The organism is Leifsonia sp. ALI-44-B, assembly GCF_001984125.1.
Taxonomy (GTDB): Bacteria; Actinomycetota; Actinomycetes; order Actinomycetales; family Microbacteriaceae; genus Okibacterium.
Map to the genome: position 1 here is coordinate 229,159 of NZ_MTQL01000007.1, position 14,821 is coordinate 243,979.

At 67.7% G+C, this 14,821-nt stretch carries 17 protein-coding genes; 11 read left to right on the top strand and 6 right to left on the bottom strand.

The annotated features are described in order from the left end of the window. Positions 1–68 precede the first annotated feature (68 nt). From ALI44B_RS08060 to ALI44B_RS08070, 3 genes are all read left to right on the top strand, one after another. Complete coding sequence (locus tag ALI44B_RS08060) at positions 69–263, top strand: hypothetical protein (protein ID WP_077054226.1); 195 nt, start codon at positions 69–71, stop codon at positions 261–263. Between the two features lie 104 nt (positions 264–367). After that, positions 368–1,558, top strand: coding sequence for a zinc-dependent alcohol dehydrogenase (locus tag ALI44B_RS08065; RefSeq protein WP_077054227.1), 1,191 nt, complete (start codon positions 368–370; stop codon positions 1,556–1,558). 232 nt (positions 1,559–1,790) lie between these two features. Beyond that, entirely contained in the window at positions 1,791–2,834 is a 1,044-nt protein-coding gene (locus ALI44B_RS08070) for a homocysteine S-methyltransferase family protein (protein WP_077054228.1), read from the top strand. Positions 2,835–2,896: 62 nt separating this feature from the next. Here ALI44B_RS08070 and ALI44B_RS08075 read toward each other — a convergent pair whose 3' ends face one another. Next, the gene (locus ALI44B_RS08075; protein ID WP_083709753.1) at positions 2,897–3,472 is read right to left on the bottom strand and encodes a VanZ family protein; all 576 of its coding nucleotides are present in this window, start codon (positions 3,470–3,472) and stop codon (positions 2,897–2,899) included. Positions 3,473–3,599: 127 nt separating this feature from the next. Here ALI44B_RS08075 and ALI44B_RS08080 point away from each other — a divergent pair, with 127 nt between their 5' ends. Beyond that, complete coding sequence (locus ALI44B_RS08080; protein ID WP_077054230.1) at positions 3,600–4,064, top strand: GNAT family N-acetyltransferase; 465 nt, start codon at positions 3,600–3,602, stop codon at positions 4,062–4,064. Positions 4,065–4,135: 71 nt separating this feature from the next. On the opposite strand, the gene ALI44B_RS08085 is transcribed toward ALI44B_RS08080, so the two are convergent. Beyond that, positions 4,136–4,846, bottom strand: coding sequence for a TetR/AcrR family transcriptional regulator (locus ALI44B_RS08085; protein ID WP_077054231.1), 711 nt, complete (start codon positions 4,844–4,846; stop codon positions 4,136–4,138). Between the two features lie 97 nt (positions 4,847–4,943). Here ALI44B_RS08085 and ALI44B_RS08090 point away from each other — a divergent pair, with 97 nt between their 5' ends. Further along, complete coding sequence (locus ALI44B_RS08090; protein WP_077054232.1) at positions 4,944–5,972, top strand: NADP-dependent oxidoreductase; 1,029 nt, start codon at positions 4,944–4,946, stop codon at positions 5,970–5,972. A 196-nt stretch (positions 5,973–6,168) separates the two neighbouring features. Here the strand turns inward: ALI44B_RS08090 and ALI44B_RS08095 are convergent, their stop codons facing one another. Next, positions 6,169–7,023: an SDR family oxidoreductase gene (locus ALI44B_RS08095; protein ID WP_077054233.1), complete on the bottom strand. Its 855-nt coding sequence runs from the start codon at positions 7,021–7,023 to the stop codon at positions 6,169–6,171. 170 nt (positions 7,024–7,193) lie between these two features. Here ALI44B_RS08095 and ALI44B_RS08100 point away from each other — a divergent pair, with 170 nt between their 5' ends. Genes ALI44B_RS08100 through ALI44B_RS08110 form a run of 3 tightly spaced genes read left to right on the top strand, consistent with a single transcriptional unit; the run spans position 7,194 to position 10,389 of the window. Continuing rightward, positions 7,194–7,562, top strand: coding sequence for a winged helix-turn-helix transcriptional regulator (locus ALI44B_RS08100; RefSeq protein WP_077055457.1), 369 nt, complete (start codon positions 7,194–7,196; stop codon positions 7,560–7,562). Further along, on the top strand, positions 7,559–8,068 hold the full coding sequence (locus ALI44B_RS08105) for a GNAT family N-acetyltransferase (protein ID WP_077054234.1): 510 nt from the start codon (positions 7,559–7,561) through the stop codon (positions 8,066–8,068). The genes ALI44B_RS08100 and ALI44B_RS08105 overlap by 4 nt, the downstream gene beginning before the upstream one ends. Positions 8,069–8,118: 50 nt before the next feature. Continuing rightward, the gene (locus ALI44B_RS08110; RefSeq protein WP_077054235.1) at positions 8,119–10,389 is read left to right on the top strand and encodes an ATP-binding cassette domain-containing protein; all 2,271 of its coding nucleotides are present in this window, start codon (positions 8,119–8,121) and stop codon (positions 10,387–10,389) included. 60 nt (positions 10,390–10,449) lie between these two features. Here ALI44B_RS08110 and ALI44B_RS08115 read toward each other — a convergent pair whose 3' ends face one another. Continuing rightward, positions 10,450–10,938 carry a hypothetical protein gene (locus ALI44B_RS08115; protein WP_077054236.1) on the bottom strand — a complete coding sequence of 163 codons (489 nt, stop codon included), beginning with the start codon at positions 10,936–10,938 and terminating at the stop codon, positions 10,450–10,452. 74 nt (positions 10,939–11,012) lie between these two features. Next, positions 11,013–12,323 (bottom strand): serine/threonine-protein kinase, encoded by a 1,311-nt coding sequence (locus tag ALI44B_RS08120; protein WP_179100237.1) that lies wholly within the window; start codon positions 12,321–12,323, stop codon positions 11,013–11,015. 268 nt (positions 12,324–12,591) lie between these two features. Between ALI44B_RS08120 and ALI44B_RS08125 the strand changes: the two genes are divergently transcribed. Continuing rightward, entirely contained in the window at positions 12,592–13,050 is a 459-nt protein-coding gene (locus ALI44B_RS08125; protein WP_077054237.1) for an Hsp20/alpha crystallin family protein, read from the top strand. A gap of 120 nt (positions 13,051–13,170) precedes the next feature. Here the strand turns inward: ALI44B_RS08125 and ALI44B_RS08130 are convergent, their stop codons facing one another. After that, a complete protein-coding gene (locus ALI44B_RS08130; protein ID WP_077054238.1) occupies positions 13,171–13,848 on the bottom strand; it encodes an HAD family hydrolase in 678 nt (225 codons plus the stop codon). Between the two features lie 170 nt (positions 13,849–14,018). Here ALI44B_RS08130 and ALI44B_RS08135 point away from each other — a divergent pair, with 170 nt between their 5' ends. Together ALI44B_RS08135 and ALI44B_RS08140 are read left to right on the top strand one after the other, a co-directional pair. Then, on the top strand, positions 14,019–14,402 hold the full coding sequence (locus tag ALI44B_RS08135; protein WP_077054239.1) for a GntR family transcriptional regulator: 384 nt from the start codon (positions 14,019–14,021) through the stop codon (positions 14,400–14,402). 76 nt (positions 14,403–14,478) lie between these two features. Continuing rightward, on the top strand, positions 14,479–14,799 hold the full coding sequence (locus tag ALI44B_RS08140) for a DUF7882 family protein (protein ID WP_077054240.1): 321 nt from the start codon (positions 14,479–14,481) through the stop codon (positions 14,797–14,799). Positions 14,800–14,821: the final 22 nt, after the last annotated feature.

The window sequence follows — 14,821 nt, forward strand, 5'->3', positions numbered from 1 at the left end:
GATCTTCGCACCCCCAGCGCACGCCCTGTGACCGTTGACAGATTGCGCACGATCCCCGAAGGAACCCCATGGACAAGGACGCCGCCGAGAAGCGACACGACCAACTGACCACCGCGCCGAACGCCGTCGAAGCGGATGCCGACCCCCGCATCGATGTGACCGAGGAGCCCGGTAAGCCGACGCGCATCGACATCCGCGACGATGCCGCGGTTCGTCCCGGTGAGAGCGACGAGACGAAGGACGACGCGGACGCCGATCGGTAGCCCCCGAATGCTCGTCAAGCGGCGCGGCGGGCGGACGGTAACTCCAGACATCCGCTCGCGCAACCCGGTGTTGTGCGGCATCCGACGCGCGTAGACAAGAGGGTATGAAAGCTCTCACCTGGCAAGCAAACAAGAAAGTCGCCGTCACCGATGTGGCCGACCCCCGGATCGAAGAGCCCACCGACGTGGTCATCCGCGTCACGTCGGCCGCCATCTGCGGATCGGATCTGCACCTCTACGACGTGCTCGGGCCATTCCTGCACAAGGATGACGTCCTCGGTCACGAGACCATGGGTGTTGTAGAAGAGGTGGGTTCCGACGTCTCGAACCTGTCCGTCGGCGACCGCATCGTCGTGCCGTTCGTGATCGCGTGCGGGCATTGCTACATGTGTCAGAAGGGGCTCACCACGCAGTGTGAGACGACCCAGAACACCGACACCGAGACGGGTGCGGACCTCTACGGCTACACCGACCTCTACGGTCGCGTGCCCGGCGGCCAGGCCGAACGCCTGCGCGTGCGCCTCGCCGACTTCAACGCCATCAAAGTGGGCCACGACCTGCCCGATGAGCGCTACCTCTTCTTGAGCGACATCCTTCCGACCGCGTGGCAGGGCGTGAAGTACGCCGACCTGCCCGAGGGCGGTGTGCTCGCGGTGATCGGCCTCGGACCCGTCGGCCAGTTCGCCGCCCGCATCGGTCGACACCTCGGCCACCGCGTCATCGCAGTGGACCCCGTGCCCGAGCGTCGGCTCATGGCCGAGCGTTATGGCGTCGAGACCCTCGATCTCACGGATGACGTGCTCGACAAGCTGCGCGAGCTGACCGATGGCCGCGGACCCGATTCGGTCGTCGACGCCGTCGGCATGGAGGCGCACGGAAACCCCGTGGCCGCCTTCGCGCAGAACGCCGCCGGCATCCTGCCCGACAAGATCGCGCAGAAGGTCATGACCACCGCGGGTGTCGACCGTCTGGGCGCTCTCAACCTCGCGCTCGACGCCGTGCGCCGCGGCGGAACGGTCTCGCTCAGCGGCGTCTATGCCGGTGTCGCCGACCCCATGCCGCTCATGAACATGTTCGACAAGCAGATCGCGCTGCGCATGGGCCAGTGCAACGTGCAGGCGTGGATCGACGACCTCCTGCCCCTCGTCGAAGACCCGGCCGACCCGCTGGGCGTCGAAGACCTCGTGACCCACCGCGTGCCGCTCGACCGCGCCGCCGAGATGTACGACATCTTCAAGGAGAAGAAGGATGGCTGCATCAAGGTCGTCCTGAAACCGCAGGCCGCCGCGGCCTGATTCGGGTTTTTTCGACCCTTTTCCGCCGTTTTCGACCCGTCGAACGGGCGAGCGCCGGCATCACCCATCATGGGGATGTCGGCGCTTTCTCGTGCCCGGCCCGGCTCGGGTTCGCGTCATGCAACGCAACACAAGACCTGCGCGGTGGCCGTTCTGCCAGACTGACCGGCACCTTCCGGGCGTGCGTGTGCGGGCCCGGCATCACCACGATTCACCGACCGATCGAGGCACCATGGCACCCACATCGAAACTCCTGCAGAAGCTTGCCGACGGCCCCGTCGTCGTCGCCGAGGGCTACCTCTTCGAGCTCGAGCGGCGCGGCTATGTGCAGGCGGGCGCCTATGTGCCCGAGGTGGTGCTCGAGCATCCCGAGAAGGTGGCCGAGCTGCACCGCGAGTTCGTGCGCGCGGGGTCCGACGTGGTCGAAGCGTTCACTTATTACGGTCACCGCGAGAAGATGCGCGTCATCGGCAAAGAACACCTGCTCGAGCCGCTCAACCGCGACGCCCTGCGCATCGCCACCGCCATCGCCGCCGAGACGGGCACCATCGCGGCGGGCAACATCTGCAACACGAACCTCTATGTCGGCGGCGACGACGCCGAAGATCGCTTCATCCGCGCCATCTTCGACGAGCAGATCGGCTGGGCCGCCGACGCGGGCGTCGACTACATCGTGGCCGAGACCATGGCCTACGCGGGAGAGGCCCTCATCGCCACGAAGGCGATCGTCGACGCGGGACTCACGGCCGTTGTCACCCTCGCTCCCCACCAGACCGATCTCACGCGCGAAGGCTGGTCGTTCGCCGACGCCGCGCGCCGCATCGAAGACGCGGGCGCGAGCGTCATCGGGCTCAACTGCCACCGCGGGCTGTGGACGATCATGCCGCTCATCGAAGAGATCCGCGCCGCCGTGTCGGTGCCCGTGGCCGCGCTGCCCGTGCCATACCGCACGACCGACGAGCACAAGACGTTCCAGGCCCTCGAAGACCCGCTGGCCGCAGCGGCCGGCAATGGCCGCGCGTTCCCCACCGCGCTCGACCCGTTCACCGTCAACCGCTACGAGGTCGCCGACTGGGGCCGCGCCGCGGTGGCCGCCGGGGTCGACTACGTCGGACTCTGTTGCGGCGCCGGGCCGCACCACATCCGCGCGCTGGCTGAGTCGATCGGTCGCACACCCGACGGAAGCGTCATGAGCCCCGATATGACCAAGCACGCCCTGTTCGGCGACTACGAGGGAATCAAGGCCGAAAACCAGGCGCACGCCACGCGCATGTAGCGGCGGCGCGCTCCGTCATCTCGATGCGGCCATGGCCGAGGCCGAGTCGACGGCCGCGGGCCTCAGCGGCGGGTGCGGAAGAGCGGGGCGAAGGGCAGGGCCAGCAGCGCTCCCACGATCGCGCCGGCACCGTTCGCCAGCAGGTCCCGCGGGTCGCTGACGCGCGACGGCACGAATTCCTGCACCCACTCGATGCCCACGCTCAGCGTGAGTCCCGCGAGGGCGGCGATCCAGAAACCGCGTGCGCCGAAGAGCAGCACGGCGAAGACTCCGAGCGGCGCGAACATGAGCACGTTGAGGGCGAACTCGGCGTCGGCGGTCGTGAAACCGGCCGGCAGGGGCAGACTGCCGATGATGTTGAACGCACGCCCTGACAGTTGGCTCACGGCATCCCCGTGCCCCGCCGGCGTGAGCGTGATGAACCCGACCACCGCCAGGTAGATCACGGCCAGGATGGCGACCACACCGCGGGCGACGCGCTTGCCCCGGGAACGGCCGGCTGTTCGCCGAGGACCGCCCGCTGTCGGTCGCGGTTCTGCTGGGGAAGTCGCAATCCGACGCCCGGATGCACCCTGCGGCACGCCTCGAGCGGGCGTGTGCGACGGCGACGGGTAGGCGAGGGTTCCGGTGTGGGTCATGACTCCACGCTAAGAAACTCGGCGCGCGAGCGGACCGGTCGCACGGTCCATCCGGATCGTCCGAGCGGACCATTCGATGTGGCCGCACAGCTGGGGCTCAGGATGCCGGCGATGCCAGACTGGGCGCATGACGATCGAATTGGTGACGTTCCCCGCTGAGGATCTGCCGGGTTGGCTCGAGAACCAGCGAGCCGAGTATCGCGCACACCGCATCGAAGCGGGGGACGACGAAGAGGCTGCCACCCGCCGAGCGGACGATTCGCAGACGACCTACTTCGCGGGCGGCCGGCCCGCCGCGGGGCACGAAGTTTTCGCGGTGCTGGAGGCCGGCGAACGTATCGGCGTGCTCTGGGTGGGGCCACATCCTGACGGCCTCGACGGTGTGGCCTGGGTATGGGACATCGAGATCGATGCCGCGCAGCGCGGGAAGGGTTTCGGCCGGGACACCATGCGCGCGGCCGAGGACTGGGCGCGCGACGCCGGCTATGCGTCGTTGGCCCTCAACGTTTTCGGCTTCAACACGGTGGCGCGATCGCTCTATGAGTCGATGGGCTTCGAGACCACGTCCCTACAGATGCGCAAGGCGCTCTAGACAGGCACGCCTCTCAACCGACACTCGTGCAAACCGACACGCGTCCAACCGACACCGCGGCGCACGGCGCTCTAGAAGCGCTGCAGGTGGGCCGGCTCGGTCCACTCGGTCGCGAAATCGGCACCCGTATGCAGCAGCACGACGGATTCGCCACGGTCGACCTTTGCCAGGGCGAACGCCGATACGGAGAGCGACGCTAGCAATCGCGCCCGCGACACGGACTTCGGGTCGACCGAGTTCTCGGCATTCGTCGGAAGGCTCTGCGCGGCGGCGACCTGAGCTTCGTCGGCGGCTGACGCGCCGGCGCGCTCGCGGGCCACGGAGAAGACACCGGTGGCGCGCTCGATCGCCGCGGTGAACGCAGCAACGAGTTCGGCGTGGTAGTCGGCGACGACCTGGCGGACGGTCTCGTCGTGGCCCGCTATGCCCGGTGCGGCCGTGACGAGCAGGCAGCCCTGGCGCGGTGAATCGGCCGGCAGGCCGGCCACCGTCTCGGCCAGAGCGGTGAAGTAGCGGATGAGGGCGTCGGCCGCCTCGCTCGGCGAGTTCGACGGGTCGAGCAGGGGTGCAATGCGTGGGCGGATGATGGTCGCGAGGTAGTTCTCGACGGCCACGTCGAACAGGCCGCGCTTGCTGCCGAAGGCGTTGTAGATGCTCGAGCGGTTGAGCCCAGTGGCGCGCTCGAGATCGCTCAGGGACACGGCGTCGTAGCCGAGCTGCCAGAAGAGATCGCGCGCGGCCTCGACGGCGTGCACCGTGTCGAAAGCTTGTTGCCGGCCCATGCCGCCTCATTTCTCGCTCTTGCTTTTTTGTACCGATCGGTTCACTATCGTACTAGCGGTTCACGCCGCACACCACCCCCGTAGCGAAGGAATACCGATGGCTTCACCCCGCACATCCACCCAGATCCAGCTCGTCCGCCGCCCGAGCGGCTGGCCGACGACCGACGATGTGCGCACCGTCACCGTCGAGCTGCCCGACCTCGAAGACGGCCAGGTGCGCGTCGCAAACGAGTTCCTCTCGGTCGACCCCTACATGCGCGGCCGCATGAACGACGTCAAGTCCTACACCCCGCCCTACGCCCTCGGCGAGACCATGACGGGCGGCGCGGTCGGCCGCGTCGTTGAATCCCGATCGGACGATGTGCCCGTGGGCGCCGTCGTGGTGCACCAGGAGGGCTGGCGCGACCTGACACAGGGCGATGCCGCGGGCTTCCGCGTCGTCGAAGAGATCCCCGGCGTGCCCAACTCCGCCTACCTGAGCGTGCTCGGCATGACGGCCTTCACGGCATTCGTCGGCCTGAAGGAGATCGCCCAGCTGATACAGGGGGACGCCGTCTTCGTGTCGGGCGCTGCCGGTGCCGTGGGTTCCATGGTGGGTCAGATCGCCCGCCTCACGGGCGCGTCGCGCGTTATCGGTTCGGCCGGTTCGGCCGAGAAGGTCACCCTGCTCACCGAGAAGTACGGCTTCGATGCGGCCTTCAACTACAAAGACGGCCCCGTGGCCGAGCAGCTGGCCGAGGCGGCCCCTCAGGGCATCGACGTCTACTTCGACAACGTCGGCGGCGAGCACCTCGAGGCCGCCCTCGGCGCCTTCAACGATGGCGGCCGGGGCGCCCTGTGCGGCGCCATTGCCGACTACAACAGCACCGAGACGCCCGTCGGCCCCAAGAACATGGCCAACATCGTCACGCGCGGCCTCACCCTCAAGGGCTTCACGGTCGGCAACTACACGCGCCACTTCCCCGAGTTCATCTCACAGATGAGCACCTGGCTACAGAACGGCGACGTCGTTTTCGACGAGACCGTCGTCGACGGCATCGAGAACACCTTCGACGCCTTCCTGCAGCTGATGCAGGGCGCCAACACGGGCAAGATGGTCGTCCGCGTGGCGGCACCCCAGGCCTAAGCCGAAGAGCCGCCTCAACCAGAGGCGATTCCAGACGAGCGGCCCCGGTGCATGAGCACCGGGGCCGTAAATCGTGGTTCTACGCCGCAGCACCGCGGCTTCCGCTTGCGGCCCAGCGCTCGGCAGAACCGCACAACCGGAGAGCCGCAGAGCCGCAGAGCGACGGGCCCGCAGAGCGGCAGGGCGCCGCGACCGCTTAGAGCGCCGCGCGCAGGCCGTCGATCAGCGGCGTCGTCGGGTGACCGATCAGGCGGCTGAGGTCACCTGAGGTCTCGCCCAACAAACCGTCGCGCGTGTTGGCGTCGAGCGCCACGACGAAGCCCGCGGTGCCGTCATCCAACCCGGCGTCCTTGAGAATCGCGAGGTGCTCTTCCGACGAAACGGACTTCAGTTCGACCGGCTTGCCGAGGATCTCGGCGAACGTGTCGGCCAGCTGCTGCTGGTTCCAGGCGACATCCCCGCTCAGTTCATACACCGAGCCGGCGTGACCGTCTTCGGCGACAACGACCGCGGCCGCCTCGGCGTAGTCGGTGCGGGACGCGCTCGAGACCAGGCCGTCGCCGGCGCTCGTGAGCAGAATGCCCGTGGCATCCGCCTGCTGCAGGGCGCCGACGTAGTTCTCGGTGTACCAGCCGTTGCGCAGGATCGTCGCCGGGATTCCGGAGGCGCGAATGAGCTCCTCGGTCGCCTTGTGCTCGGGCGCCAGGACGAGCTCCGACGTGTCCGCCTTCGGCGCACTGGTGTAGACGAGGTGCGTGACGCCGGCAGCAACGGCCGCATCGATCGCGTTGCGGTGCTGCTCGACGCGCTGGCCCACCTCGCTGCTCGACACCAGAATGAGCGTGTCGGCACCCGTGAGCGCCTCGGTCAGGGTCTCGGGCCGCGTGTAGTCGATGACGGCCGTGCGCACACCGGAATCGGCGAGCGCCTGCAGCTTCTCGGTGCTGCGACCCCCGGCGACGATGTCTGCGGGCGCGACGCCGCGCGCGACGAGGTGCTCGACGATGGATTTTCCGAGGTGCCCGGTTGCTCCGGTAACGACGATGGTCATAGTGTCCTTTCCCGGCCTCCGTGCGGAAGCCTCTGAGTGCTACAACCGAGGCTAGGTCAGAAGCTTCCCAAACGCAGGTACCCACTTTTTGGTAAGTTGGTTGCATGATCGAAAACGACGTCCGCGAGCGCATCCGACAGACCGTGTGGCCCGACTCCCCCGCGGGCGGCATGACCGCTGAACAACAGCTGCTGGGCAACGTCTTCGACGCGCAATGCCCGAGCCGCGCCATCCTCGACCACGTCACCAGCAAATGGGGTGTGCTCGTGCTCGTGGCGCTCGAGACCGAGTCGCTGCGCTGGGGCGAACTGCGGCGGTCGATCGACGGCATCAGCGAGAAGATGCTCGCGCAGACGCTCAAACTGCTCGAGGCCGACGGGTTCGTGCACCGCGCGGCCCAGCCCGTCATCCCCCCGCGCGTCGACTACAGCCTCACGCCGCTCGGCCACGAGCTCGCGGCACACCTCGTGCCCCTGCTGCGCTGGGTCGGCACCAACGCGGGCCGCGTGATGGAACACCAGTCGCAGGGCGCGGCATGAGCGGTTTCGACATCCGCCCCGCCACGGCGGCTGACTGGCCCGCCATTTGGCCGATCTTCCGCGACATCGTCGAGGCCGGCGAAACCTACGCCCTGCCCGAGGGCTTGACCTCAGACGAAGCGCGAGAGCTGTGGATGATCGAGCAGCCCGGCATCGTGGTCGTCGCAGTGTCGACGCGCCCTGGCGACCGCGACGCCGTGCTGGGCACCGCCAAGGTCTTGCCCAACCGGCCCGGACGGGGCGCGCACGTTGCCACCGCCAGTTTCATGGTCGACCCGGCCCAGCACGGCCGCGGTGTGGGCCGCGCACTCGGCGAATGGGCGATCGCCTGGGCCACGGATGCGGGCTACCGCGCCATGCAGTTCAACGCCGTCGTCGAGAGCAACACGCCGGCCGTCGCGCTCTGGCAGAAACTGGGTTTCGAGATCATCGGCACCGTGCCAGCGGCCTACGACCACCGCCGGCTCGGCCCGGTCGGCCTGCACGTCATGCATCGCCCCCTCTGAGCGTCGGTGGTTCGCGCTAGTCTCGCCTCAACGATCCGAGTGAGGCCAGCATGAACAATCCCCGACCACCCGCTGATTCGCATGACCTCATCCACGTGCGCGGCGCGCGCGAGAACAACCTGCAGAACGTGTCGCTCGACATCCCGAAGCGGCGCCTCACGGTGTTCACGGGCGTCTCGGGTTCGGGCAAGTCGAGCCTCGTTTTCGGCACCATCGCGGCCGAATCGCAGCGGCTCATCAACGAGACCTATTCGGCTTTTCTGCAATCGTTCATGCCCAGCCTCGGCCGCCCCGACGTCGACGCGCTGCACAACCTGAGCGCCGCCATCATCGTCGACCAGGAGCGCATGGGCGCCAACTCGCGCTCGACGCTGGGCACCGCCACCGACGTCAACGCCATGCTGCGCATCGTCTTCTCCCGCCTCGGTCAACCCCACATCGGGCCGTCGTTCCGCTTCGGGTTCAACGCCCCAGAGGGCATGTGTCTGCGCTGCGAGGGCCTCGGGCACGTCACCGACATCGACCTCGACGAACTCTTCGACAGCACCAAGAGTCTGAACGAGGGCGCCATCACCATTCCGGGCTACAGCGCCGATGGATGGATGGTGCGCACGTTCGCCGAATCGGGCATCGTCCCGGGCGACGTGCCCATCGGCCGATTCACCGAGCAACAGCGACAAGACTTCCTCTACAAGGAGCCCGTCAAGGTCGCGATCAACGGCATGAACCTCACCTACGAGGGTCTCGTGCCGAAGGTGCAGAGAAGCATCCTGTCGAAAGACAAAGACGCGGTCCAGCCGCATGTGCGCGCCTTCATCGACCGCGCCGTCACCTTTCAGACCTGCCCCGACTGCGACGGCACGCGGCTCAACGAGGCCGCGCGCTCATCCCTGATCGAGGGCAAGAGCATCGCCGACTGCTCACGCATGCAGATCAGCGATCTCGCGGCCTTCGTTCGAAACGTCGTCGACGACGAAGTGGCCCCGCTCATCTCCACACTGCAGCAGACCCTCGACTCGTTGGTCGAAATCGGCCTCGGCTATCTGAGCCTCGACCGCACCGCGGCATCCCTGTCGGGCGGCGAGGCTCAGCGCGTCAAAATGGTCAGGCACCTGGGCTCGAGCCTCACCGACGTCAGCTACATCTTCGATGAGCCCACCGTCGGCCTGCACCCGCACGACATCGAGCGCATGAACGCGCTCCTACTGCGGCTGCGCGACAAAGGCAACACGGTGCTCGTCGTCGAGCACAAGCCCGAGACCATCGCCATCGCCGACCACGTCGTCGATCTCGGGCCGCGCGCCGGCATCAACGGCGGGCGCATCCAGTTCGAGGGCACCGTCGACGAGCTGCGGGCAAGCGACACGCTCACCGGGCGACACCTCGGCGACCGCGTCCAATTGCGCGAGAAGCCCCGGCAGCGCACGGGAATCCTCGAGATTCGCGGCGCGACGAGACACAACCTGAAGAACGTCGACGTCGACATCCCGCTCGGCGTGCTGACGGTCGTCACGGGTGTGGCGGGTTCGGGCAAGAGCTCCCTCATCCACGGCTCCATTCCGCGCGGGGCCGATGTGGTGACGGTCGATCAGGCTCCCATCAAGGGTTCGCGTCGCAGCAACCCCGCCACCTATACGGGTCTGCTCGATCCCATCCGCACGGCCTTCGCCAAGGCGAACGGAGTGAAGCCCGCACTCTTCAGCGCGAACTCGGCGGGTGCTTGCCCGAACTGCAACGGCAACGGCGTCATCTACACCGACCTCGCCATGATGGCCGGCGTGGCGACCATGTGCGAGATGTGTGAGGGCAAGCGGTTCCAGGCATCCGTGCTCGAGTACACGCTCGACGGCAAGAACATCGCCGAGGTGCTGGGCATGTCCGTGGCCGAGGCGCTCGACTACTTCGGTTCCGGCCCGGCGCGCGCCATCCTTCAGCGCCTCTCCGATGTGGGGCTCGGATATCTGGGGCTCGGTCAGCCGCTCACGACGCTGTCGGGTGGCGAGCGCCAACGCCTGAAGCTCGCCATCCACATGGCCGACAAGGGTGGCATCTACGTGCTCGACGAGCCCACGACCGGGCTGCATCTCGCCGATGTGGAGCACATGCTGGGGCTGTTCGACCGGCTCGTCGACAGCGGCAAGACCGTCATCGTCATCGAACACCACCAAGCCGTCATGGCGCACGCCGACTGGATCATCGACATCGGGCCCGGTGCCGGGCACGACGGCGGGCGCATCGTGTTCGAGGGAACGCCCGCCGAGATCGTCGCCGACGCGACCACGCTCACGGGCCAGCACCTCAAGCACTATGTGGGTGCCTGACGGGCCGTGGCCCGATTGCCCAGCGTCGCCGTCAGACGCCCCTCCACGCTCGGGCGCCCGTCAATCCTTATCGTTCTTGCCCTTGTCCGGATTGCCATTCCCGGTGTTGCCGTTGCCCGAGTTCCCGCTCCCCGGAGTGCCCTTCCCGGGTGAATCGCCCTCGTCCTCTGGGACATCGTCATCGACCGGCGGGCTTTCCACTGTGCCGGGCACCGTCTCGACCGGGGCAGGATCGGTCACGGCCGACTCCGTCGGCTCGGGGGTGGGCGTCGTCTGCGCGGCGATCAGAGCCGTCAGGTCGGCGCGCACCACGTCGATGGCTGCCTGGATCTCAATAGAGCGATCGTTCGCGACATCCCCGGCCTCGACGTACTCGGTGAGGCGCGCTTGCAAGACGTCGAGGCTGGCGGCCGCGCCCGCATAATCTCCGGATGCCGCCCGCTCGGCTGTCTGCACGACCGATGCGTCGAGCTTCTCGGTCGCCGCATCGGACGGATCGGTCGGCGAGCAGCCCGACAGCAGCACCGGCCCGGCGAGTGCGAGCACCACGGCACTTCCCGCCGCGAACCCGCCGCGTCGAACTGCGCGATTTCGGCCCGCGGTCCCGTTCACCACACGAACGCTCACTGGTTCACCTCGTCTCGCAGCTGCTGCAGATGCACGCCCAGCGGCCCGGTGACCTCGGGCAGAGGCGTCTGATCGGGGGTCGATCCGTTCGACGAAGCCACGGCTATGGCAATCGCGATGGCCGCGAGCAGCAGCACGGCGAACACCACGATGATGACGACCGCCCGGCGGCCCGAGCGCTTCTCCGGTGCGTCGGCCCGCCCCGCGCTGCGAGGCTGCCCAGAAACAGGCGCAGCGGGCGCCACAACGGTGGGCGCGTCGTCGTTCGGGCGATCCGTGGCTGCCTGCGCCGTGGTCGGCGCGTCGGCTGAAGTACCGACAGCACTGCCAGACGGGTCCGCCCCGAGCGCCGAAGCGGGTGCCGGTGCGGCCACGGTCGACATGGCGGTCGCGTCCGGCACGGCGGCGTGAGCTGGCTGCGTGCCGGTCGTCGAGAACTCGTGGATGGTGCGCGCCACGGCCAAGGCATCCGGCCGCTGTTCGGGGTCGCGGTTGGTCATCGCGACGAGGAGTGCGGCCCAGTCGGCCCCCACACTCTCGGGCACGACCGGGTCGCGCAGTAGGCGCGCGGTCGCGGCCTCGATCATCGAACCGGGGAACGCCCGCACCCCCGTGAGGGCCTCGAGCAAGACGAGCCCGAGCGAGTAGACGTCGCTCGCGGGCGTCGGCGGTTCGCCCTTCGCCTGCTCGGGGCTGAGATAGGCAGCTGTGCCCACGAGGGTGCCCGGCAGCGTGAGCCGCGTCGAATCGACCACGTAGGCGATGCCGAAGTCGGCGAGCTTCACGCGAAACGTGCGGTCGGGCGAGGTCGACTCTTCGAGCAGTACGTTCGACGGTTTGAGGTCCCGGTGCACGATGCCCGCCGCATGCACCACGTGCAGGGCCTCGGCCAGGTCGACACCCATGCGCGCGACCTCGCGGCGATCGAGCGGGCCGGCATCGAGAAGCTGAGAAAGCGTCGGCCCCTCGACCAGTTCCATGGCCATGAAAGCGGGTTCCCCGTCAAGCGCCGACCCGTCGCTGGCGTCATAGAGCGTGACGAGGGCGTGGTGTTTCAGCGAGGCGAGCAAGCGGATCTCGGATGTCTTGCGCCCCTCATCCTTGTCCGACTCCCCGGTTGCGGCGAAGAGTTTGAGGGCGACCGTGCGGCCGAGCGACAGGTCCTGCGCGCGGTAGACCGCCGCCATGCCGCCGCGGCCGATGAGGGTGTCGACGCGATATCGCCCGGCCACGATGTCGTTGCCACCGTCACTGTCGCCGTCACCGTCGCCGGCGGCTCGGGGAGGCCGCGCAGAGTCGAGGGTCATTCGCTTCTCCATCCGGCGTGTCGGGGATGCCGGTCCGATGCGTCCAGAGGGAACACACCGGGGACTCGATGTTAGTGCGCGCCGGTCCCCCACGACTACCGGTTGCGCCGGATCGAAAAATCCGAGTGCCCGAAAACCCCCGACCAGAGTCCTATCTGAAAAGTTGCTGAGCCGACTTGAAGCGACTTTTCCGTCATGGTATTTCTATATCTGCCGGGTCACCCGGACCCGGTCTAGACGGTTTAGACCGAGAGGAGAGTCACTCATTATGGCAATGTCTTTCGATCCTTTCAGCCAGCTCGACCGCTTCGCCGCGAGCGTTCTCGACGCCAAGGCGTCGCCGCGATTCATGCCCGTCGATCTGCACCGCAGCGGCGATCACTACGTGGTGAACGCCGACCTGCCGGGCGTCGACCCGGGTTCCGTCGACGTCGACGTCGACGGTCAGGTGCTGACGATCCGCGCCGAACGCACGGCGCCCGAGACATCCGGCGTCACCTGGTTGTCGCGGGAGCGGCCCTACGGCTCCTACCTGCGCCAATTCAGCCTGGGCGAGGGCGTGGATGTCGAACGCATCACCGCGAGCTACGAAAACGGTGTGCTCAGCATCCTCATCCCGGTGAGCGAGCGGGCAAAGCCCCGCAAGATCCAGATCACCGAGAGGGGTTCGAACACCGAGCAGCCGCGACTCAACGCCACGCCGTCAGCGGCGGCGGCGGCGAGCTAGCCGCGTCCCTGGCGCCCGGCGAGCCCTGAACGTCCGCCGCGGCACCAGTGTCTGCTCTGCCGAAAACGAAAGGGCGGGTCACCCGAGGGTGGCCCGCCCTCTGCGTGTCAGAGGTCAGGGTCAGTCGGTGGCGAGGGCCGCGATCGCGCTCGAATCGAGGTTGGCGAGGATGTCGGCGGCGTCGTCGTAGACCTCGACGGCACCCGCTTCGCGCAGTTCGGCCGAACCGATGCCGCCCGAGCGCACGCCGATCGTCGAGACGCCGGCCTTCGCGGCCGCCTCGACATCCCACACCGTGTCGCCGACGAAGACCGCGTGATCGGCGTCGACCCCGGCCCGCTCGAGGGCGACCTGCACGATGTCGGGCCGCGGCTTGGCCGTTTCGACATCCTCCGACGAGGTCACGGCGAACAGCTGGTCCTCCACGTCGAGGATCTCTCGCAGCATCTTCAGCTCGTCCTCGGGAGCGGACGTGGCGAGCACGACGCGAATGCCCGCTTCGGCGACCGCGCGGATCAGGTCGCGCGCACCAGACAGGGGTTCGAGCCGTTCGGCCAGTTCCTTGTAATACAGCGAGTGCAGATCGGATGCTTTCTCCGCCGTCTCGTCATCCGCCCCGGGCAGGATCGCCTCCATCAGAAGCGACGAGTCCTTGCCGATCGCGGCGTGGATGCGCCAGGAGTCGACCGACCGTCCCACCCCGGCGACGGCCTTCTCCCACGCCTGCACGTGCAGGTAGTTCGAGTCGACGAGCGTCCCGTCGATGTCGAAGAGAACGGCGCGGGGTGAGTTGGACATGAGGCTCCTTCTATCGTGACGGGTCGGTGCCGGGAACGGCCACTATAGGGCGGCCCGTTCGTCGGGCGCTATCCCCTTCCCCCGCGGGTGATGGGTGCCTACCGCCTCTTGCCGCCGCACGTTTTGTGTCGCTACATTGAAGGCACCCAGCATCCACCGAGGGAGAGCGCGTGCCGAGTCCGTTCCGTATCGATCCCGCATCGGTCACCGCGCCGTTCGAACAGCTGCGCACGCAAGTCATCTCGGGGGTCAAGGACGGCACTCTCGTTCCCGGCACGAAGCTGCCGACGGTGCGCAATCTGGCCGACGAACTGGGCCTCGCGCCCAACACCATCGCGCGCGCCTATCGCGAACTCGAACACGACGACGTGATCGAGACCCGCGGGCGCAACGGCACATTCGTCTCATCGACGGGGGACGCCGATCAGAGGCACGCTCAGCAAGCAGCCATCGCCTATGCCGAACGCACCGTACAACTGGGTCTGACACCTGCCGAAGCGTTGGCGATTGTGACGGCCGCCCTGCACGGCACGCAGCCTCGCGTGCATCCGTGATTTAGAATCATCTCGACCCGAGGAGCCTTCGTGTTTTCGACGGTCGATGGACCGACGAACGAAGTAGGGAACCCCTGTGGGAAGAATCATCTACGGCTACGACTCCGCCGAAATCGAATTCGAGGATCGTCTGCTCGCGCACCTCAAAGTGGCCATCGTGACGAAGCTGCGCCGCGATGAGAAGTTCACGCTGTCGTGGGACCACGGCATCGACGGCGGCGGCGGCCGCAGCACCGTATGGATCCACCCGTCCATCCCGCTGCAGTTCATCTTCTCGGGCAGCCGCGAGGCCACACTGAACCGCGACTGGATCGAACAGCTCATGATGTCGGCTAACAGCACGGGCGGCCTGCAGGTCGTTGCCGAACCCCGCGACGGCGCGCAGCACCCCGCCTAACCTCGCGGCGCTTTCTCTGTGG

Excerpts from the sequence above, each read along its gene's own strand:
- ALI44B_RS08065 (WP_077054227.1), top strand. The coding sequence starts at position 368 with ATGAAAGCTCTCACCTGGCAAGCAAACAAGAAAGTCGCCGTCACCGAT.
- ALI44B_RS08095 (WP_077054233.1), bottom strand. The coding sequence starts at position 7,023 with ATGACCATCGTCGTTACCGGAGCAACCGGGCACCTCGGAAAATCCATC.
- ALI44B_RS08080 (WP_077054230.1), top strand. The coding sequence starts at position 3,600 with ATGACGATCGAATTGGTGACGTTCCCCGCTGAGGATCTGCCGGGTTGG.
- ALI44B_RS08070 (WP_077054228.1), top strand. The coding sequence starts at position 1,791 with ATGGCACCCACATCGAAACTCCTGCAGAAGCTTGCCGACGGCCCCGTC.
- ALI44B_RS08125 (WP_077054237.1), top strand. The coding sequence starts at position 12,592 with ATGGCAATGTCTTTCGATCCTTTCAGCCAGCTCGACCGCTTCGCCGCG.
- ALI44B_RS08100 (WP_077055457.1), top strand. The coding sequence starts at position 7,194 with ATGACCGCTGAACAACAGCTGCTGGGCAACGTCTTCGACGCGCAATGC.
- ALI44B_RS08105 (WP_077054234.1), top strand. The coding sequence starts at position 7,559 with ATGAGCGGTTTCGACATCCGCCCCGCCACGGCGGCTGACTGGCCCGCC.
- ALI44B_RS08085 (WP_077054231.1), bottom strand. The coding sequence starts at position 4,846 with ATGGGCCGGCAACAAGCTTTCGACACGGTGCACGCCGTCGAGGCCGCG.
- ALI44B_RS08110 (WP_077054235.1), top strand. The coding sequence starts at position 8,119 with ATGAACAATCCCCGACCACCCGCTGATTCGCATGACCTCATCCACGTG.
- ALI44B_RS08090 (WP_077054232.1), top strand. The coding sequence starts at position 4,944 with ATGGCTTCACCCCGCACATCCACCCAGATCCAGCTCGTCCGCCGCCCG.
- ALI44B_RS08130 (WP_077054238.1), bottom strand. The coding sequence starts at position 13,848 with ATGTCCAACTCACCCCGCGCCGTTCTCTTCGACATCGACGGGACGCTC.
- ALI44B_RS08120 (WP_179100237.1), bottom strand. The coding sequence starts at position 12,323 with ATGACCCTCGACTCTGCGCGGCCTCCCCGAGCCGCCGGCGACGGTGAC.
- ALI44B_RS08060 (WP_077054226.1), top strand. The coding sequence starts at position 69 with ATGGACAAGGACGCCGCCGAGAAGCGACACGACCAACTGACCACCGCG.
- ALI44B_RS08075 (WP_083709753.1), bottom strand. The coding sequence starts at position 3,472 with ATGACCCACACCGGAACCCTCGCCTACCCGTCGCCGTCGCACACGCCC.